The organism is Marinobacterium sp. MBR-109 (assembly GCF_040547565.1).
GTDB lineage: Bacteria > Pseudomonadota > Gammaproteobacteria > Pseudomonadales > Balneatricaceae > Marinobacterium.
In genome coordinates, this window is the sequence record NZ_JBEPPZ010000013.1 from 57283 (window position 1) to 77013 (window position 19731).

Sequence of the window (19731 nt, forward strand, 5' to 3'; positions counted from 1 at the left end):
CTTCCGTATGATTTTTAGACTATAATGCGCATCTTTTTCGAGGCAGCTACAGGTCAGTCCATCACTACCTGCGCCGACTTTGCCGCTACTTTTGCCATTTCAGGGGACAGCAATGTTTAGCAAAGATATGTCTATCGCCAGTTTTGATCCGGATCTGTTCGCTGCGATGCAGTCCGAAGCGACGCGTCAGGAAGAGCACATCGAACTGATCGCTTCCGAGAACTACACCAGCCCGCGTGTGATGGAAGCTCAGGGCTCGGTCCTGACCAACAAGTATGCTGAAGGCTACCCCCACAAGCGTTACTACGGCGGTTGCGAATACGTCGACGTGGTTGAAGAACTGGCGATCGAGCGTGCCAAGGAACTGTTCGGTGCGACCTATGCCAACGTCCAGCCGCACTCCGGCTCCCAGGCCAATGCTGCCGTGTACATGGCGTTGTGCCAGCCGGGCGATACCGTGCTGGGCATGAGTCTGGCCCATGGTGGTCACCTGACCCACGGTGCTGCCGTTTCCTTCTCTGGCCGCATCTACAAGGCGGTTCAGTACGGCCTGAACACTGAAACCGGTGCCATCGACTACGACGAAGTCGAACGTCTGGCGGTTGAGAACAAACCGAAGATGATCGTGGCCGGCTTCTCGGCCTACTCCCAGATCGTGGACTGGGCGCGTTTCCGTGAAATCGCCGACAAGGTCGGTGCCTACCTGTTCGTCGACATGGCACACATCGCCGGTCTGGTTGCGGCAGGTGTTTATCCGACTCCGCTGCCCTTCGCTGATGTTGTCACTACCACCACTCACAAAACGCTGGGTGGCCCGCGTGGCGGCCTGATCCTCTCTGCCAATGCTGATGAAGATCTGCAGAAGAAGCTGAACTTCGCCGTATTCCCTGAATCCCAGGGCGGCCCGCTGATGCACGTCATCGCGGCCAAGGCTGTCTGCTTCAAGGAAGCGATGGAGCCGGAGTGGAAAGCCTATCAGGCTCAGGTCGTCAAGAATGCTCAGGCCATGGCCAAGGTATTCCTGGATCGTGGCATCAACATCGTGTCCGGCGGTACTGAAGACCACCTGTTCCTGGTTGACCTGATCAACAAGGATATCACCGGCAAGGATGCGGACGCTGCCCTGGGCCGTGCCAACATCACCGTAAACAAGAACTCCGTGCCGAATGATCCGCGGTCGCCGTTCGTGACCTCCGGTCTGCGTATCGGCACCCCGGCAGTGACCCGTCGCGGCTTCAAGGAAGAGGAAGTGACACAGCTGGCGAACTGGATCTGCGATATCCTTGACGACATCAGCAATGAAGACACCATTGCACGTGTGAAGGGCCAGGTGCAGGAAATCTGTGCCCGCTTCCCGGTTTACAAGTAAGCCGGTAGAATAGCAGGGGCGGCTGCGGCCGCCCTTTTTGTTTGGGGTCTGTCCCCCTCCTTGACCCTTCGGGGAAACGCTCTTTCGCTGAGGCAACCCATGCACTGTCCGTTTTGTGGCACCCATGAAACCAAAGTTGTCGACTCCCGGCTGGTGGCCGAGGGGCAGCAGATCCGACGGCGGCGCGAATGCATCAGCTGCCATGAGCGTTTTACCACCTACGAAGCGGCCGAACTGCTGATGCCGCGCGTCATCAAGACCGATGGCTCGCGCCAGCCCTTTGACGAAGAAAAGCTGCGTGCCGGTATTCAGCGGGCGCTGGAAAAACGGCCGGTCAGTATCGAAGAGATCGAAGCCTGCATCACTCGCATCAAGCAGCGCCTCCGTGCCACTGGTGAGCGTGAGCTGCCCTCGCGGGAAGTGGGTGAGGCGGTCATGGCTGAGCTGCGCAAGCTGGATCAGGTCGCCTATGTGCGCTTTGCCTCGGTCTATCGCAGTTTCCAGGATATCAACGAATTCCGTGAAGAGATCGAGCGCCTGTCTGGAGCGGAGCATGACTGATCACTTCAGCGGCGACGATCATCGTTACATGGCGTATGCGCTGCAACTGGCGGAGCAGGGACTGTACACCACGGACCCCAATCCGCGCGTCGGCTGTGTGCTGGTGCGTGATGGTGTTGTGGTCGGTGAAGGCGCTCACCTGAAGGCAGGTGAACCTCATGCCGAAGTACATGCCCTGCGTATGGCCGGTGAACAGGCTGAGGGTGCTACCGCCTATGTCACACTGGAGCCCTGCAGTCATCATGGCCGTACCCCGCCCTGTGCGGATGCACTGGTAAAGGCAGGCGTGGCCCGGGTTGTTGTGGCCATGCAGGACCCCAATCCGCTGGTGGCGGGGCAAGGGCTGGCGCGCATTGCCGCCGCAGGGATCGACACGGCCTCGGGGCTGCTGGAGCTACAGGCTCGCCGGCTCAACCCCGGCTTTATCAGCCGAATGGGGCGAGGGCGTCCCTTTGTTCGGCTGAAGCTGGCGGCTAGTCTGGATGGACGTACGGCCATGCGCAGCGGCGAGTCACAATGGATCACTGGTGCCGCCGCTCGTGCCGATGTGCAGCGCCTGCGCGCGCGCAGCTCAGCCATTGTCACCGGCGTAGAAACCGTCTTACATGATAACGCCTCACTGACGGTTCGTGCCGCTGAGCTGGGGCTGTCGCCCGAGCTGGCTGAACAGGCGGCGGCCCGTCAGCCGTTGCGAGTGGTACTGGACAGCCAGCTGCGTCTGCCGGCAGGGGCACAACTGCTGAACCTGCCCGGCGAGATTTTGATTGCCACCGCACTGTCGCAGGATCATCCTCGCGCCGCCGCTCTGGTCCAGGCCGGGGCGCGGATACTGAGTCTGCCGGGCGCTGAGGGGCGGGTGGATCTGAGCGCACTGCTGTCTCTGCTTGCCGCGGAATACCAGTGCAATGAACTGCTGCTGGAGTGTGGTGCGACCCTTGCCGGTGCTGCGCTGCAGGCCGAGCTGGTGGATGAACTGGTGCTGTATATGGCGACCACCCTGCTGGGCAGCGAAGCCCGCCCACTGCTGGAGCTGTCCCTGGATCGTATGGCACAGCAGCAGCGGCTGAAACTGATCGATAGCCGCATGCTGGGGGATGACCTGCGTCTGACCTTGAGCTGTGGTGGAGAGCACAACTGATGTTTACCGGAATTATCGAAGCGATCGGTGAGATTGCCGACAAACGCATGATCGGTGGCGACATGCGGCTGTATGTTCGCACCGGCACGCTGGACCTTGGCGATGTGAAGCTGGGCGACAGCATCGCCACCAACGGTGTCTGCCTGACCGCTGTTGAGCTGCCCGGTGATGGCTTTATCGCGGATGTATCGCTGGAAACCCTGGCCCACTCGCGTTTTGAAGAGCTGGAGCCGGGTGAGGCGGTCAATCTGGAAAAAGCGCTGCGCCCCGACAGCCGTCTGGGCGGGCATATTGTCACCGGTCATGTGGATGCCGTGGGTACAGTATTGGAGCGTGCGGATGATGCCCGTTCGGTGCAGCTGAAAATCCGTATGCCGCTATCCATTCAGCGTTATGTGGCTGCCAAGGGCTCGATCACAGTGGATGGGGTTAGCCTCACCGTCAACAGCCTCGATGGCGACTGCTTCTGGCTCAATATCGTGCCGCACACGGCACAGGAAACGATTATCGACCGCTACAGCGCCGGTCGTCGGGTCCACCTGGAGGTGGATATCATTGCTCGCTATCTTGAACGCCTGATCGGAGCCGCGGCTCCACAGGCTGAGGACGAGACAGCGGGCGGCCTGACACTGGCGATGCTGGCCCAACACGGATTCATGCGTCGCTGATGCGGCGGGAGAGGACTATGCAGCTGAATACAACTGAAGAACTGATCGAAGATATCCGCCAGGGCAAGATGGTCATCCTGATGGATGACGAAGATCGCGAGAATGAAGGTGACCTGGTGATTGCCGCCCAGTGCGTGCGTCCGGAAGACATCAACTTCATGATCACCCACGCCCGCGGTCTGGTCTGCCTGACCCTTACCCGCGAGCGCTGTGAGCAGCTCAAGTTGCCGCTGATGGTGCAAAACAACGGTGCCGCCTTTTCGACCAACTTCACGCTGTCGATTGAAGCCGCCAAGGGTGTGACCACCGGTATTTCGGCAGCTGATCGTGCGGTTACCGTACACGCGGCCGTCAAGAGTGATGCTCAGCCGGAAGATATCGTTCAGCCGGGGCATATTTTCCCGTTGATGGCCCAGCCTGGTGGCGTGCTCAGCCGTGCCGGCCATACGGAAGCCGGTTGCGATATGGCACGTTTGGCAGGTTTTGCGCCGGCGTCGGTCATTGTTGAGATCATCAACGAAGACGGCAGCATGGCGCGTCGCCCCGATCTGGAAAAGTTCGCCGCCAAGCACGGCATCAAGATCGGTACCATCGCGGATCTGATCCACTACCGTACCCGCAATGAGCATACGGTCGAGCGTGTGGGCGAGGGTATGTTGCCGACCGAATTTGGTGAGTTCCGCTATGTCAGCTATCGTGACGAAATTCAGAACTGCACCCACCTTGCGCTGGTGAAGGGCGACATCGACCCGAACGAGTCCACGCTGGTGCGCGTCCATGTCCGTACTGAAGTGTTGCGCGATGTGGTCGGCGTGCGCCGTGGCCCGGAGGTGAAATGGACCATGCGCCGTGCGCTGGAGCGTGTGGCGAATGAGGGCAAGGGCGTGGTGCTGCTGATCGACAAGGACACCCGTGTCGATCTGGGCGAGGCGATCGAAACCCTGCTCAACGCCGATCGTACCCGCTCCAAGGTCAATGTCAGTGCCTCCGGTGCCTACATGACCGTGGGTACCGGCTCACAGATTCTGCGGGATCTGGGTGTGCACAAAATGCGCCTGCTCAGTTCACCGATGAAATTCAACGCGATCTCCGGGTTTGATCTGGAGATCGAAGAGTACATCCCCTACGAGGATTGATGGACAAGTCTATGACAGTACAAGTATTTGAAGGCGACTTCGTGAGCGCCGACGGCAAGTATGCAATTGTGGTTGGCCGCTTCAACGCGTTCGTGGTTGAAAGCCTGCTGGACGGTGCCATCGATGCGCTGGTGCGTCACGGTGTCTCTGAAGACAACATCCGTGTCATCCGTGTACCGGGCGCGTTCGAGATCCCGCTGGCAGTCAAGCGTGTTGCTCAGCAGAAGCAGGACGACGCCATTATCGCACTGGGTGCCGTGATCCGTGGCGGTACGCCGCACTTTGAGTACGTCTCGTCAGAGAGCTCCAAGGGCGTGGCCCAGGTGTCCATGGACTACGATATTCCCGTGGCCAACGGCATCCTGACCGTGAATTCCATCGAACAGGCGATTGAGCGTTCCGGTACCAAGGCCGGTAACAAGGGAGCGGAAGCCGCACTGTCAGCGCTGGAAATGGTCAGCCTGATGCGTCAGCTTGAGGTTTGAGCATGAACGACTCCACGCCGAGTAAAAAGGACAAGCCCAACCTGACCGAAATGCGCCGCAGTGCACGCAGCTTCGCGCTGCAGGCACTGTATCAGTGGTCCATGGCGGGTCAGAGTGCCAATGAGATCGAGGCTCAGTTTCGGGTCGATAACGACATGACCCGAACCGATGTGCAGCTGTTTTCTGAGCTGCTGCGCGGTGTGACGTCTGGCAGCAAGGATCTGGATGAGGCCTATCGTCCGTTTCTTGACCGGCCGCTGACCGATCTTGACCCGGTTGAACTGAGCGTACTGCGCATCGGTGCCTACGAGCTGATTCACCGTTTGCAGGTGCCCTATCGTGTGGCGATCAACGAGAGCGTTGAGCTGGCCAAGGTGTTCGGTGCCACGGAAAGCCACAAGTACGTCAACGGCATTCTCGACAAGCTGGCCCAGCGCGTGCGTGCGGCTGAAATTCGTGCTCGGCGTGCTGCCGACTGAACGATGACAGATCCGCGTGGGTGAGTTCGAGCTGATCCGCCGCTGCTTCATGCAGGAGCAAGCCGGTGCAGGTGTCATCAACGGCATTGGTGATGACTGTGCCGTACTGGAGGTGCCTGCAGGCCAGCAGCTGGTGGTGTCGATCGATACGCTGGTGGAGGGCGTGCATTTTTTGCCCGATACCGCGCCCGCACAACTGGCCGAGCGCCTTGTGGGAGCCGCGGTCAGTGATCTGGCGGCGATGGCCGCAACCCCCGCCTGGCTCACGCTGGCCCTGACCCTGCCGCTGGCGGATGAAAGCTGGCTGCTGGCGTTCTCGCGCGGACTGTCTCGACGCTGCAGTGAGCTGGGTATTGCCTTGGTGGGAGGGGACACCACCCGTGGCCCGGTCTGCGTCCTCAGTGCACAAGTGCATGGGCTGGTGCCCAAGGGGCAGGCGTGGCTGCGCAGTGGTGCTGTTCCCGGTGATCGCATTCTGGTCAGTGGTACCCTGGGGGACAGCCGGGGCGGTCTGGAAACGCTGCTGCAACCGCTGCCCTTGAACGCAGAGTCAGAACCGGTTGAGCAGTTGAGACAACGTTTCTACCGTCCCGAACCGCGGCTTGAGTTGGCCCAGAGCCTGCGTGAACAGGTACATGCGGCAATTGATGTCTCAGATGGTCTGCTGGGTGATCTGGGCCATATCCTCGACGCTTCCGGGGTGGGAGCACGATTGCAGGCCGATCAATTGCCCCTCTCATCCGCCCTGCAGCAGCTTTATCCACAGCAGGCGCAAGACTGGGCACTGGCCGGTGGCGAAGACTTTGAGCTTTGCCTGACGGTGCCGGTCGGGCAGCTGTCGGCGTGTCTGGAAACGGCACAAGCGCTGGGTATCCGCCTGACCGATGTCGGTGAAATAACCACTGATACAGGCCTTCAGGTACTGCAGGCAGGGGCGACAATGTTGGGCGATTTGCCCGGCAGTTGGGATCATTTCAGGAGTGAAGATGAATAAGGCACCCGCCTCAGTGTGGCGAAACCCGGTCCATTTTCTGGCTTTTGGTCTCGGCAGTGGAGCTTCCCCCAAGGCGCCGGGTACAGCGGGAACGCTGGCGGCGGTGCCACTCTGGTATCTGATGGCACAGACCCCGCTGACGATCTATCTGCTGTTGGTGCTGGTCGCCTTTGTGATCGGGATCTGGCTGTGTGGGCGTACATCTCGGGATCTTGGCGTACATGACCACGGCGGCATTGTCTGGGACGAGTTTGTCGGCTACTGGATTACCATGATCGCGGTACCGGTCGACTGGATCTGGGCGCTGGCGGGCTTTATTCTGTTTCGCCTGTTCGATATCTGGAAGCCCTGGCCGATCGGCCCGGTGGATCGCCATGTGCATGGTGGACTGGGCATCATGCTGGATGATGTGCTGGCCGGAATCATGGCCGCGTTGGTGCTGCAGGGCATTATCTGGCTGTTTTGAGCCGCTGCCCGCCGCACCCTGAGAACAAGAATTTGCAGAGGAAACAACCAAGGTGTCAGTTCAGTATGTAGCCGATTCGCGGCTGCCAACCCCCTGGGGGGTATTTACCATGGTGGGTTTTGAAGACCCCGCCACCGGGAAAGAGCATGTCGCGCTGGTGTTCGGTGACGTGGCCGGTGACGAGCCGGTACTGGCTCGTATTCACTCCGAGTGTCTGACCGGCGATGCGCTGTTCAGCCTGCGCTGTGACTGTGGCTTCCAGCTGCAGGAAGCACTCAAGCGCATTGCGGAAGAGGGCAAGGGTGTACTGCTGTATCTGCGCCAGGAGGGCCGGGGGATTGGTCTGCTGAACAAGATCAAGGCGTATCATCTGCAGGATGGCGGTGCCGATACGGTGGAGGCCAACGAGCAGCTGGGCTTTGCCGCGGATATGCGCGACTACAGCATGTGTGAACCGATGCTGGAGCATCTGGGCATCAGGGCAGTCAAACTGATGACCAACAATCCACGCAAGGTGGCGGCACTGGAGAAATACGGTGTTAACGTGTCAGAGCGTGTGCCGCTGCAGGTCGGCAAGAACCGCCACAACGAAAGCTATCTGCAGACCAAGATGGGCAAGCTCGGTCACATGATGACCGAACACCATTTCAAGGATGAATAACTAGCTCTGCAGGCGCTGCCGGATCGCGGTTTCGATACCGGGCGCATCCAGACCGCACTCGGCCAGCTGCTCGCTGCGACTGGCGTGACTGATCCAGCGGTCCGGTATGCCCAACAGCAGCAGCTCTGTCGCAAGGGCTGCTTCGCTGCAGAACTCGGCTACCGCTGATCCTGCGCCCCCCTGAATGGCATGATCCTCCAGCGTGACCAGCAGTTCATGCTCATCTGCCAATTGCGCGACCATGCCGCTGTCCAGCGGTTTCACAAAGCGCATGTCTACCAATGTATAGCCATTCGTGTCGGCTACCTGCCGTGCACTGTCCAGCAATGGGCCAAAATTGAGCAGTGCCACCTGTTTGCCCCTGCGCAGTAATCGGCTTTTGCCAACATCCAGTGCAGCGGTCTCGTCTGTCTGTGGCAATGCAGCACTGCCACGGGGGTAGCGAACCGCGGCAGGGCCCGGGTACCGATAGCCCAATGTCAGCATCGCTTCCAGCTCGGTCTCATCGGCTGGTGTCATCAGCAGCATACCGGGCAGGCAACGCAGCGCCGCGATATCAAAGCAACCGGCATGAGTGGCACCATCTTCACCGACCAGTCCTGCCCGGTCGATCGCCAGCAGCAGGTCAAGCTCCTGAATCGCGACATCATGTACGATCTGATCCCAGGCGCGCTGGAAAAAGGTGGAGTAGATTGCCAGTACCGGCTTCATACCGCTGCAGGCGAAGCCGGCCGCCAGCGTTGCGGCATGTTGCTCGGCGATGGCAACATCGAAATAGCGCTCGGGGAAGCGCTCGGAGAACTCGATCAGGTCTGAGCCTTCGCGCATGGCCGGGGTGATGCCGACCAGACGTGAGTCCCGAGCTGCGGTCTCTGCCAGCCAGCGGCCAAACAGGTTGCAGTATTTGGGGCGTTTGGGGGTGTTGTCGGCTGCAGCCAGCGGCTCGATCTTGGTCAGGGCATGGTAGCCCACCGGGTCGGCTTCGGCGGGTGCAAACCCCTTTCCCTTTCGGGTGATGACATGCAGCAGCTGTGGGCCTGAGCGTTGCAGTGATTGTTCCAGCGCCGGCAGCAGCAGGCTGAAATCATGCCCGTCGACCGGGCCTGCGTAGTTGAACTCCAGTGCCTTGAACAGGGCGGCGGTGACGGGGCCATCCATTTTCTGTTTCAGGTTGCGTGCCAGATAGCTTGCCAGACCGCCTTCGTTGCGCGAGATCGACATGTCGTTGTCGTTCAGGATGACCAGCAGGTCGGCACCGGTGTGGGCGGCATGATTCAACGCTTCGAATGCCATGCCAGCCGTCATGGCACCATCACCGATGACGGCCACGGTGCGTCGATTTTGTCCCTGCAGCCGGTGGCCCAGCGCCATTCCCAGCGCCGCGCTGATCGAAGTGCTGGAGTGGCCGGTACCGAAACAGTCGAACGGGCTCTCCGAGCGTTTTGGAAATGGGGACAGACCCCCTTTCTGGCGCATGCTGCGCATCTGCTCTTGCCGACCGGTCAGAATCTTGTGTGGATAACTCTGGTGGCCCACATCCCAGATCAGGCTGTCATCCGGAGTGTTGAGCAGGTAGTGCAGTGCAATGGTCAGCTCGACAACGCCAAGACCCGCACCGAAATGGCCACCAGTCTGGCCCACGGACCAGAGCAGAAAAGCACGCAGTTGCCGTGCCAATTCAGGCAATTCGGTGCGGCTAAGCCGGCGCAGCTCGGTTGGCGACTGAATGTGATCCAGCAGCGCAGTGTCGGGCCGTTGGTCAGGAATCTGGCTGAACATGCTCAATGGTCACGCGCAACGATGTAGTCGGTCAGGGCAATCAAGGCTTCGGTATCAGGGCCAAAGCCTGTGAGTATGGCTACGGCTTCCTGGTGCAGCTGGTTCAGTTTTGAACGTGCGCCGTCAATACCCAGCAGAGCGGGATAGGTGGGCTTGTTCTGCGCCTGATCCGAACCTTGGGGCTTGCCCAGCGTGGCGGTGTCGCCTTCGATATCCAGCAGGTCGTCCTGAACCTGAAATGCCAGCCCGATCAGGTCACCAAAGCGGCGCAGTTGGTCCAGACGTTCGCCTTCCGGCTCACCGGCTGAAAGTGCGCCCAGCTCTACGGCACAGGTAATCAGTGCTCCGGTCTTGCAGGCGTGCATCGCCTGCAGCTGCTCCAGTGTCAGAGGCTGGCCAACATGACCAAGGTCAAACGCCTGCCCGGCTACCATGCCCTGCCGACCGCTGGCGCGCGCCAGCACCTGCATCATCTTCAGCTGACGCAAGGCCAGCATCGGGTCGACGATTTCGCTCAGCTGCTCAAATGCCAGACACTGCAGGGCATCACCGGCAAGAATGGCTGTCGCCTCATCAAAGGCAATATGGCAGGTGGGTTTGCCACGGCGCAGGTCGTCATCGTCCATCGCCGGCAGGTCATCATGAATAAGCGAGTAGCTGTGGATGCATTCGATGGCAACGGCGGCCCGGTCCGTCAGGGGATGAGGTGACGCGCTGGTGCTGCAGAGGCGGTGGCAAAGATACACCAGAGCGGGACGCACACGTTTGCCGCCGTTAAGCAGGCCGTAACGCATGGCTTTGGGCAGTCGGGGCTCAAGTGATGCCGCTTCCATAAAGAGCTGCTCAAGCTGCAGTTCGGTGCGCGAGCGGTACTGTGCCAGTACCTGTTGAATGTCCATGCCTACTCTTCCCGGGCGGGAAAGTCACTGGTGAGAATTTCGCCATCCTGCTCAGTCAGCAGCTGCACTTTCTGCTCTGCCTGTTGCAGGATGGTCTGGCATTCACGCGTGAGGCGTACACCCTGCTCGAATGAGGTGAGGGCATCCTCAATGGGCAGGTCACCCTGCTCAAGACGTACCACGAGGCTTTCAAGCTCTGACAGGGCGTGTTCGAAGTCGGGTTTCTCGGCTTTGCGGGTCATGCGGATTTCATCTGATCGGTTAAGGCGTCCACGTTAACCAACCTGCCCACAAGGGTCAATCAGAGGCACGGAAAAAGCTGATCAAAGCGTGAACGTATGTTTAATTCTGGTATGATCTGCTGCTGGCAAAGTCAGCGTTCTTGCCCTTCATTAGCATCGGTACATATTTTTCAGGAGCGATCAGTGGATCTGGCTACCCTCGTTGGCCTCTTAGGGGCTTTTGCTATCATCGTTGCCGCGATGGTACTGGGCGGTGATATCGGTATTTTTGTCAACCCACCGTCCATGCTGATCGTTGTCGGCGGAACACTGCTGGTGGTGTTGATGAAGTTCACCCTCGGGCAGTTTCTCGGTGCCGGAAAAATCATGGCAAAGGCGTTCATGTTCAAGTCAGTTAACCCTGAGGACATCATCTCTGAAACGGTTGATCTGGCCGATGCGGCACGCAAGGGGGGGCTGCTGTCACTTGAGGATAAAGAGGTTTCCTCTGACTTCATGCAGCGTGGTATTCAGCTGCTGGTGGATGGACATGACCCTGAAGTGGTCAAACAGCTGTTAAAGAAAGAGGCTGGCCTTACATACGAGCGGCACGACTTTGGTTCAAAGATATTCCGAGCCATGGGAGATGTGGCGCCGGCAATGGGGATGATCGGCACCTTGGTGGGTCTGGTGCAGATGCTGTCCAACATGTCCGATCCAAAATCCATTGGTCCGGCCATGGCGGTTGCACTGTTGACGACACTGTACGGTGCCATGATCGCCAACATGTTTGCCATTCCGGTTGCGGACAAGCTGGATGTGCGCAAGGAAGAAGAAGCGCTGAATCAGGCGCTGATCATCGACGGCTTGCTGGCGATCCAGGCGGGTCAGAACCCGCGCGTCATCGATCAGATGCTGCGCAACTACCTGCCCGAGCGTAAACGTGCCGTTGCTGAAAGCTGAGGGAGTCGGCTATGAGTGACGACAACGAAGACAAGAAATGTAAATGTCCGCCAGCGGGGTCACCCTTGTGGATGGCGACCTTCGCCGACCTGATGTCGCTTCTGATGTGCTTCTTCGTGCTGCTGCTCTCGTTTTCCGAGATGGATGTACTGAAGTTCAAGCAGCTGGCCGGTTCCATGCGTGAGGCGTTCGGCGTTCAGAACCAGATCAAGGTGGAAGATATCCCGAAGGGCACTTCCATCATTGCGCAGGAATTCAGCCCCGGCCGCCCGGAGCCCACCCCGTTGAATGAAGTTCGTCAGATGACGATCAATAATGACCTCAACAGTCTGGATGTGCGCTCGCGCGAGGGCGAGTCTCAGATCGAAGACGAGCTGAAAGGGCTTGAAGAGCTGCGCCGGCAGCAGGAAGAGCAGGCGCAGCAGGAAGCGGTTGCCGTAGCCCAGGCGCTGGCGGCCGAAATCGGTGAAGGCAGTATCGAGGTTGAAACCGATGGTACCCGCATCATCATCCGGGTTAAGGAGCGGGGCTCGTTTGATTCCGGATCGGCCGAACTCAAGTTTCAGTACATTCCGGTGATTGCCAAAATACGTGACCTGTTGTTGAGTATCAGTGGCAAGGTGGCCATTGAGGGTCACACCGATAACATCCCCTATTCCGGGCGGCGTTTTGAATCCAACTGGGATCTTTCAGCCGCGCGGGCGCTGGCGGTGGCGCATGAACTTTTTGCTGACCGCCGCATTGACCAGTCCCGCTTCAATATTACCGGCTATGCCGATACGCGCGCGCTGGCACCCAACAGCACGGCAGAGTTGCGGGCTCGCAACCGTCGTGTGGAAATTGTCATTCAGAAGGGTGATGCCGAAGAAGCGCTGGACCGACTGCAGTCACGCCCCGAAGGTGACACGGAAGGGGCACCGATCGATCCGGGCGGCCTGTTCTGAGCGCTGGCACTGGTGTTTGAAGCGGACCTTCTCTTACAGGTATCGAGCGTTTGCATCTGCTTGCGGGAATCAATAATATTAGTTGATTCTTAACTAATATATGAGGAGCCGTGCATGAGTGCCGACAAGCGAGTAAGTGTTAACACCCAGATGGCAGAGGGCTTTGCCGTTCGCGCGGATATCCGCGGCCATCAGGTGGTGATTGACCAGCCGGAGGCCGCCCGCGGGCAGAACCAGGGGCCCACTCCACTGGAGTACTTTCTGTTCTCGCTCGGGGGATGTATTTGCACCATCGGCCGTATCGCGGCGATGCAGCAGAAGATTGAACTGCGGGGCATGAAAGTCAGTGTAGAGGGTGATTACAATCCGGCCGGTTTGCTGGGCAAGCCCAGTGATGACCGCACAGGCTTCCAGCAGATCCAGGTATCAGCCGAAATCGATGCTGACATGACCGATGAAGAGAAACAGGTGTTCCTGGACGCCGTCTGTGGCCGCTGTCCGCTGCATGACAACATCAAGCTGGAAACGCGCGTCACCCACCATCTGGTCGAGCCCAGCTGCATCGCTTGATGCCGCTGTCAGTCGACGGGCGGCACCTCGAGCAGAAAGGTGACCGGCCCGTCATTCAAAAGCTCTACCTTCATATCCGCACCAAAGCGACCGGTTTCGACTGCCCCATGCGTTTCACGCGCCCGGTGAACAAACAGGTCATACAGGCGCTCACCTTCATCGGGTGCTGCACCGCGGGAAAAGCCGGGCCTCAGTCCCTTGCGCGTATCGGCAACCAGTGTGAACTGCGATACCACCAGCAGTCCGCCAGCGGTGTCGCTCAGGCTCAGGTTCATCCTGCCATCGGCATCAGGGAAAATACGGTAGTTCAGTACCTTTTGCAGCAGTTTGTCGGCTGTCGCCTGGCTGTCGCCCTGTTCCACTCCGAGCAGTAACAGAATGCCGCCATCAATGGCGCCGGTTACCTCACCATCCACTTTTACACAGGCATGGCTGACACGCTGAATCAGTCCCTTCACGGTGTTGCTCCTCAGGCGCTGCGCTGGGCAAATTCGTCGGTGGCGTGGATCAGGTTGTCGATAATGCCAGGCTCAAAGGCCGAGTGGCCTGCATCTCGAACGATATGCAGACGCGCATGCGGTGCCGCCTGTTGCAGGGCAAAGGCCTGCTCCAGCGGGCAAACCACATCGTAGCGACCGTGCACAATGGTGATCGGAATGTCCGTCAGTCGGTGGGCATCATTCAGGAGCTGATCCGGCTCAAGGAACGCCTTGTGGATAAAATAGTGTGCCTCGATGCGTGCCATCGCCAGTGCGAAATGAGGGTCGGCAAAGTGCTCAACCACATCCGGGTTCGGGTCCAGTGTTGAGCAGCGCCCCTCCCATACGGACCAGGCCTTGGCCGCCTGCATCCGCACCAGGTCATTGTTTCCGGTCAGGCGTTGATGGTAGGCACTGAGTAGATCGTCTCGCTCTGCAGCGGGAATGGGCTGCAGGTAATCCTGCCAGTAGTCGGGGAACAGGGCGCTGGCACCCTGCTGGTAAAACCATTGGATATCCCGGTCGCGGCAGAGAAAAATGCCGCGCAGGATCATGCCGGCAACTCGCTCCGGATGCGTCTCGGCATAGACCAGGCTCAGGGTCGAACCCCAGCTGCCACCAAACAGCAGCCACTGCTCCACGCTGAGAAACTCTCGGATCCGCTCCATGTCGTCCACCAGTACCTGAGTGGTATTGGCTTCGAGCTCTGCGTGTGGCGTTGAGCGACCGCAACCGCGCTGGTCGAAGAGAATGATGCGATAGCGTTCGGGGTTGAAGAAACGTCGGTGAGTTGCGCCGCAGCCCCCGCCAGGCCCACCGTGTACAAACAGAACCGGAATGCCATTGGGGTTGCCACACTCCTCCACGTACAGGGTATGCCGGTCGCCAACCTCAAGGTAATACTCATGATTGATGCCGATCTCGGGGTAGAGGGTGCGCATGGGGTTCTCCTGAGGTTGACGAATAGGATCAGTATATCGACCCACTGCAGTCAGGTGAACCGATGTCTGTGCTCGGGTGAAAAGTGTTGATCTTGTCGGCTTAATGGCTCTCTGAGTCTATGACTTCTGAGTCGTCACGGCGAAATCGCCGCTGTATGCCGAGCAGGAAGTTGCGCAGAATCTGGTCCTTGCACTCCCGGTAGTGCTTGTTGTCGGGCTTGCGAAAAAAGGCACTGAGCTCATGCTTGCTCAGAGGGAATCCGACGCTCTGCAGGGTGTCGAGCACATCATCCGAGGTCATGTTCAAGGCGATTTTCAGCTTCATGAAGACCATATTGTTGCTCAGGCGTTTTTCCGGTTGAGGCTGTTCGCCTTCGCGACGGCCGCGACGGGTATTGATAAGGCCGTTAAGAAAAAGGGCCAGGTCGGTATCCGCCGCCGCGCAGTACGCGGGGTCATCCTCTTTTCGCAACCAGTTGACGACCTGCTCCTGAGTAACAGGGTGGTCGGCTGCTGCAAAGATCTCGACCATGGCCGAATCCCTGAGATCAAAAGTGTAGCGCAGGCGTCGCATTATATCGTTGTTGTTCACGGGTATTCCTGTTGTGGGCACTCCATCATCGACCTGCAGATGGGTGGCAGACAAACAAAAAGGCCGGGGATTGCTCCGCCGGCCTTTCCATGCACTCACGCGAGAAGCGGATTACTTCTTGTTGCGCTTGCGCTCGTTCTCTTTCAGCAGCTTCTTGCGGATGCGGATGGCTGCCGGGGTCACTTCGACCAGCTCATCATCTTCGATGAAGTCCAGAGCCTGTTCCAGTGAGTACTTGATCGGCGGGGTCAGCACGATGTTTTCATCGGTGCCGGACGCACGTACGTTGGTCAGCTGCTTGCCCTTGGTGGGATTGATCACCAGGTCGTTGTTGCGGCTGTGAATACCCAGCACCATGCCTTCATAGACCTCAACGTTGGGGTCTATGAACAGACGGCCGCGCTCCTGCAGGTTGAACAGGGCGTAGCCCAGTGCCTTGCCGGTGACCATGGAAACCAGTACACCGTTGTGACGAGAGATCACGTCACCGGCCTTGACCGGGCCGTAATGGTCGAAGACCGATGTCATGATGCCGGTACCGGATGTCATGGTCATGAACTGGCTGCGGAAGCCGATCAGGCCGCGGGACGGCATCATGAAGGTCAGGCGTACACGACCCTTGCCGTCCACTTCCATGTTGGTCATGTCGGCGCGACGCTTGCCCAGTTCTTCGATGATGGAGCCCTGGTGTTCTTCTTCCACGTCGATCATCACGACTTCGTAAGGCTCGTGGATTTCGCCGTTCACTTCTTTCTGGATAACTTCGGGGCGGGATACACCCAGCTCGAAGCCTTCGCGGCGCATGGACTCGATCAGCACCGACAGGTGCAGTTCACCACGACCGGAGACACGGAATTTTTCCGGAGTGTCACCGGGTTCAACGCGCAGGGCCACGTTGTGAATCAGCTCACGATCCAGACGCTCCTTGATGTTACGGCTGGTGACGAACTTGCCTTCCTGACCTGCAAACGGAGAGTCGTTGACCTGGAAGGTCATGGAGACGGTGGGTTCGTCTACAGACAGTGCCGGCAGTGCTTCAATCACTTCCGGGTCGCACAGGGTGTCGGAGATGTTCAGTTCATCCAGACCGGTCACGCAGATGATGTCACCCGCCTGCGCCGTATCAACTTCGATACGCTCCAGACCGTGGTAGCCCATGATCTTGAGCACACGACCGTTACGCACCTTGGCGTGGCTGTCGATCACCTTCACCTGGGTGTTGGTCTTGATCCTGCCGCGTGACACACGGCCAACACCGATAACGCCTACATAACTGTTGTAGTCCAGCGCAGAGATCTGCATCTGGAACGGGCCGTCGGCATCGACACGCGGCGCGTGCACATGCTTGACGATCGCCTCAAACAGCGGCGTCATGTCGTCGGCCATCTCTTCGGGATCATTGCCGGCAATGCCGTTCAGGGCAGAGGCATAAACGATCGGGAAATCCAGCTGTTCGTCGGTGGCGCCCAGGTTGTCGAACAGGTCAAATACCTGGTCCATAACCCAGTCCGGACGCGCGCCCGGGCGGTCGATCTTGTTGATGACCACGATCGGGTGCAGGCCCTGAGCAAATGCTTTCTGGGTTACGAAGCGGGTCTGCGGCATGGGGCCGTCAACCGCATCCACCAGCAGCAGAACCGAGTCCACCATGGAGAGTACACGTTCAACCTCACCACCAAAGTCCGCATGCCCCGGTGTGTCAACGATGTTGATACGGTAGTCGTTCCAGCGGATGGCTGTGTTCTTGGCCAGAATGGTGATACCGCGCTCACGCTCCTGGTCATTGGAATCCATGATGCGCTCAGCGCTTTCATCGCGGCGGTTCAGAGTGCCTGACTGCTGCAGCAGCTTGTCGACCAGTGTGGTTTTGCCGTGGTCAACGTGGGCGATAATGGCAATATTTCGGAGGTTTTCAATCACGCGTGTGTACCCTGTGATGGTGTAAAGCGCGACATTATACGGAAGGGAGGTTAAACAAGCGATCACTGAGTGATCATTATTGTGTTACATCGCTCTCTTTTTCAGCCTCGGGCAGTGGCTGGTAATGCTCGCTTGCGGTGCAGTACTTGTGTGCCATGCGCAGATAGTGCGCTTGGGTATCGCCGCTGTAGGTATCCGTCAGTGCACGATAACGGCTGCAGCGGGCTTGAAGTGACTGGGTCGCCTGCTCTCGGCACAGTCGATACATGTAGCTGTTGCCGGGATAGTTGTAGCAAACCGTCTCGAGTCTGATTTCACCGTTGCGTTCCAGCCACTGGGCCGGGAAGCGTTTGCGGTAGTTTTCTTCTGAAGCGCTCGAAGCTGTTGCGGTGGTGCTGATTCCCAATAAAGCGGTTATCAGTGTGGCAGTCAGTAATTCCCTGGGGGCCATGTCCATCACCTGTGGTTGATCATCTGGTCGTTACAGGTTACTGGTAAAAAAAGCTGCCGGGAAGCCTGTGCCAGGCACAGCATTTCTGGTCTGATTGCACTATCATGGATTACCGATTACCAGTGCAGCCCCAAAATCGACCATCAATGCACCCTAATGGTTCATTGTTTTCCGGTATGCACGATTTTGGTGCGATATATATTGTTAAAGGGTGTGAGCTAAAACAGAAAATCAGTGGGTTAGCGTGATTTTCAACATGGCACAGCCTTTGCTTAAGTAATAGCAAACCGGTTTCCGGATCCGTAATGACAGAAGTATTGTTCTGGCAATACTTAATAACGAGTGGGGATAGCCAAATGTCAGAGAAGACTCTGAATCTGATCAAAGAAAGCGGCGCAAAATGGATCGACATGCGCTTCACCGACTTCAAGGGCAAGGAACAGCACGTGACCATCCCTGTCACTGACATGGGTGACGACTTCTTTGAAGACGGCAAAATGTTTGACGGTTCTTCCATTGCCGGCTGGAAGGGTATTCAGGAATCCGACATGATCCTGCGTCCGGACGACAGTGCTTCCGTTCTGGATCCCTTCACCGAAGACGCAACCGTTATCGTTCGCTGCGACATCATCGAGCCGGCCACTGGCCAGGGTTACGAGCGTGATCCGCGTTCTGTTGCTCGCCGTGCAGAAGAGTACCTGAAGTCTACCGGCATCGCCGACTCTGCCATGCTGGGCCCGGAACCCGAATTTTTCGTGTTTGACGGTGTTGAATGGCATGCTGACATCAGCGGTTGTGGTTACAGCATCCAGTCTGAAGAAGCGTCCTGGGCATCCAACCACAAGATCGAAGGCGGCAATACTGGCCACCGTCCTCGTGTGAAGGGTGGTTACTTCCCGGTTCCGCCGATCGACTCCCTGCATGATCTGCGTGCGGCGATGTGTGATGCGATGGAAGCCATGGGCCTGACCATCGAAGTACACCACCACGAAGTGGCCACAGCCGGTCAGTGTGAAATCGGTGTGCGCGGCAACACCCTGGTTGCCAAGGCAGACGAAGTTCAGATCCTGAAGTACTGTGTACACAACGTGGCACATGCGTACGGCAAGACCGCTACCTTCATGCCCAAGCCGCTGGTAGGCGACAACGGCTCTGGTATGCACGTTCACCTGTCCATGTCCAAGGACGGTGCCAACATCTTTGCCGGCGACGGCTACGGTGGCCTGAGCGAAACGGCGCTGTACTACATTGGCGGTATCGTCAAGCACGCCAAGGCACTGAACGCCATCTGCAACCCGTCTACCAACTCCTACAAGCGTCTGGTACCGGGCTTCGAAGCACCGGTTATGCTGGCCTACTCCGCTCGCAACCGTTCCGCTTCCCTGCGTATTCCGTACACCACCAGTCCGAAAGGGCGTCGTGTTGAAGCACGTTTCCCTGATCCGGCTGCCAACCCGTACCTGTGCTTTGCAGCGCTGCTGATGGCGGGCCTCGACGGTATCCAGAACAAGGTCCACCCGGGCGACCCGGCTGACAAGGATCTGTATGACCTGCCGCCGGAAGAGGCAAAAGAGATCCCGACAGTTGTTGCCTCTCTGACTGAAGCGCTGGATGCTCTGGAAGAAGACCGTGAGTTCCTGACCCGTGGTGGCGTGTTCACCGACGACATGCTGGATGCGTACATCAAGCTGAAGCGTGAAGAAGTGGCCAAGGTCAACATGACCACTCACCCGGTCGAGTTCGACCTGTACTACTCCGTGTAATCGGCACTGAGTTGCAGAACTGAAAAAGGCTTCCCTCGGGAGGCCTTTTTTGTCTCCGGCGTTCAGGGCTGTGCGTTTACGGTGCAGGTGTGCACCGGATCAAAACATTGCACTATTATGGTGCGTAAGGCTTTTTGAAAAGCCTTTCAGCGAGCGCAGGTGTGGCGCCAAACCCCCGTATACCGGGCGATTGAAATTTCAGTAAAACTGGCGCTTTTCTTGCAAGCACAGGGTCAGGAAGGAGAGCAACCG

Annotated in this window: 22 protein-coding genes; 14 read left to right on the top strand and 8 right to left on the bottom strand. The window is 58.4% G+C overall.

All coding sequences use genetic code 11. The features are described 5' to 3' along the window. The first annotated feature begins 112 nt into the window (after positions 1-112). From glyA to ribA, 10 genes are all read left to right on the top strand, one after another. The gene (gene glyA, locus ABIE60_RS14485) at positions 113-1369 is read left to right on the top strand and encodes a serine hydroxymethyltransferase (RefSeq protein WP_354470231.1); all 1257 of its coding nucleotides are present in this window, start codon (positions 113-115) and stop codon (positions 1367-1369) included. 99 nt (positions 1370-1468) lie between these two features. Further along, on the top strand, positions 1469-1930 hold the full coding sequence (nrdR, locus tag ABIE60_RS14490; protein ID WP_354470232.1) for a transcriptional regulator NrdR: 462 nt from the start codon (positions 1469-1471) through the stop codon (positions 1928-1930). Beyond that, positions 1923-3068, top strand: a complete 1146-nt coding sequence (gene ribD / locus ABIE60_RS14495) for a bifunctional diaminohydroxyphosphoribosylaminopyrimidine deaminase/5-amino-6-(5-phosphoribosylamino)uracil reductase RibD (RefSeq protein ID WP_354470233.1) — start codon at positions 1923-1925, stop codon at positions 3066-3068. Before nrdR ends, ribD begins: the two co-directional genes overlap by 8 nt. Continuing rightward, positions 3068-3736, top strand: a complete 669-nt coding sequence (locus ABIE60_RS14500) for a riboflavin synthase (protein WP_354470234.1) — start codon at positions 3068-3070, stop codon at positions 3734-3736. Before ribD ends, ABIE60_RS14500 begins: the two co-directional genes overlap by 1 nt. A gap of 17 nt (positions 3737-3753) precedes the next feature. Beyond that, positions 3754-4872 carry a bifunctional 3,4-dihydroxy-2-butanone-4-phosphate synthase/GTP cyclohydrolase II gene (gene ribBA, locus ABIE60_RS14505; protein WP_354470235.1) on the top strand — a complete coding sequence of 373 codons (1119 nt, stop codon included), beginning with the start codon at positions 3754-3756 and terminating at the stop codon, positions 4870-4872. A gap of 11 nt (positions 4873-4883) precedes the next feature. Then, positions 4884-5357, top strand: coding sequence for a 6,7-dimethyl-8-ribityllumazine synthase (ribH, locus tag ABIE60_RS14510; RefSeq protein ID WP_354470236.1), 474 nt, complete (start codon positions 4884-4886; stop codon positions 5355-5357). Between the two features lie 2 nt (positions 5358-5359). Continuing rightward, a complete protein-coding gene (gene nusB / locus ABIE60_RS14515; protein WP_354470237.1) occupies positions 5360-5836 on the top strand; it encodes a transcription antitermination factor NusB in 477 nt (158 codons plus the stop codon). Between the two features lie 16 nt (positions 5837-5852). Next, the gene (thiL, locus tag ABIE60_RS14520) at positions 5853-6830 is read left to right on the top strand and encodes a thiamine-phosphate kinase (protein WP_354470238.1); all 978 of its coding nucleotides are present in this window, start codon (positions 5853-5855) and stop codon (positions 6828-6830) included. Further along, positions 6823-7296, top strand: coding sequence for a phosphatidylglycerophosphatase A family protein (locus tag ABIE60_RS14525; RefSeq protein ID WP_354470239.1), 474 nt, complete (start codon positions 6823-6825; stop codon positions 7294-7296). Before thiL ends, ABIE60_RS14525 begins: the two co-directional genes overlap by 8 nt. A gap of 52 nt (positions 7297-7348) precedes the next feature. Beyond that, entirely contained in the window at positions 7349-7957 is a 609-nt protein-coding gene (gene ribA / locus ABIE60_RS14530) for a GTP cyclohydrolase II (protein WP_354470240.1), read from the top strand. Here the strand turns inward: ribA and dxs are convergent, their stop codons facing one another. The 3 genes from dxs to ABIE60_RS14545 are packed head-to-tail and all read right to left on the bottom strand — an operon-like array spanning position 7958 to position 10877. Continuing rightward, positions 7958-9736, bottom strand: a complete 1779-nt coding sequence (gene dxs / locus ABIE60_RS14535; RefSeq protein WP_354470241.1) for a 1-deoxy-D-xylulose-5-phosphate synthase — start codon at positions 9734-9736, stop codon at positions 7958-7960. Between the two features lie 2 nt (positions 9737-9738). Next, a complete protein-coding gene (locus tag ABIE60_RS14540) occupies positions 9739-10635 on the bottom strand; it encodes a polyprenyl synthetase family protein (protein ID WP_354470242.1) in 897 nt (298 codons plus the stop codon). Between the two features lie 2 nt (positions 10636-10637). Then, on the bottom strand, positions 10638-10877 hold the full coding sequence (locus ABIE60_RS14545) for an exodeoxyribonuclease VII small subunit (RefSeq protein ID WP_354470243.1): 240 nt from the start codon (positions 10875-10877) through the stop codon (positions 10638-10640). Between the two features lie 183 nt (positions 10878-11060). Between ABIE60_RS14545 and pomA the strand changes: the two genes are divergently transcribed. The 3 genes from pomA to ABIE60_RS14560 all read left to right on the top strand — a co-directional run bounded on the left by pomA (position 11061) and on the right by ABIE60_RS14560 (position 13333). Beyond that, entirely contained in the window at positions 11061-11819 is a 759-nt protein-coding gene (gene pomA, locus ABIE60_RS14550; protein WP_354470244.1) for a flagellar motor protein PomA, read from the top strand. A gap of 11 nt (positions 11820-11830) precedes the next feature. After that, complete coding sequence (locus ABIE60_RS14555; RefSeq protein ID WP_354470245.1) at positions 11831-12763, top strand: flagellar motor protein MotB; 933 nt, start codon at positions 11831-11833, stop codon at positions 12761-12763. 114 nt (positions 12764-12877) lie between these two features. Then, positions 12878-13333 (top strand): OsmC family protein, encoded by a 456-nt coding sequence (locus ABIE60_RS14560; RefSeq protein WP_354470246.1) that lies wholly within the window; start codon positions 12878-12880, stop codon positions 13331-13333. A gap of 8 nt (positions 13334-13341) precedes the next feature. Here the strand turns inward: ABIE60_RS14560 and dtd are convergent, their stop codons facing one another. The 5 genes from dtd to ABIE60_RS14585 all read right to left on the bottom strand — a co-directional run bounded on the left by dtd (position 13342) and on the right by ABIE60_RS14585 (position 17716). After that, on the bottom strand, positions 13342-13791 hold the full coding sequence (dtd, locus tag ABIE60_RS14565; protein ID WP_354470247.1) for a D-aminoacyl-tRNA deacylase: 450 nt from the start codon (positions 13789-13791) through the stop codon (positions 13342-13344). An 11-nt stretch (positions 13792-13802) separates the two neighbouring features. After that, entirely contained in the window at positions 13803-14753 is a 951-nt protein-coding gene (gene pip / locus ABIE60_RS14570; RefSeq protein WP_354470248.1) for a prolyl aminopeptidase, read from the bottom strand. A 100-nt stretch (positions 14754-14853) separates the two neighbouring features. Then, a complete protein-coding gene (locus ABIE60_RS14575) occupies positions 14854-15345 on the bottom strand; it encodes a YehS family protein (protein ID WP_354470249.1) in 492 nt (163 codons plus the stop codon). 111 nt (positions 15346-15456) lie between these two features. Next, a complete protein-coding gene (gene typA / locus ABIE60_RS14580) occupies positions 15457-17265 on the bottom strand; it encodes a translational GTPase TypA (RefSeq protein ID WP_354470250.1) in 1809 nt (602 codons plus the stop codon). Positions 17266-17341: 76 nt separating this feature from the next. Next, positions 17342-17716, bottom strand: coding sequence for a hypothetical protein (locus ABIE60_RS14585; protein ID WP_354470251.1), 375 nt, complete (start codon positions 17714-17716; stop codon positions 17342-17344). A gap of 356 nt (positions 17717-18072) precedes the next feature. On the opposite strand from ABIE60_RS14585, the gene glnA reads away from it, so the two are divergent. Further along, positions 18073-19479 (top strand): glutamate--ammonia ligase, encoded by a 1407-nt coding sequence (gene glnA, locus ABIE60_RS14590; RefSeq protein ID WP_354470252.1) that lies wholly within the window; start codon positions 18073-18075, stop codon positions 19477-19479. The last annotated feature ends 252 nt before the right edge of the window (positions 19480-19731 follow it).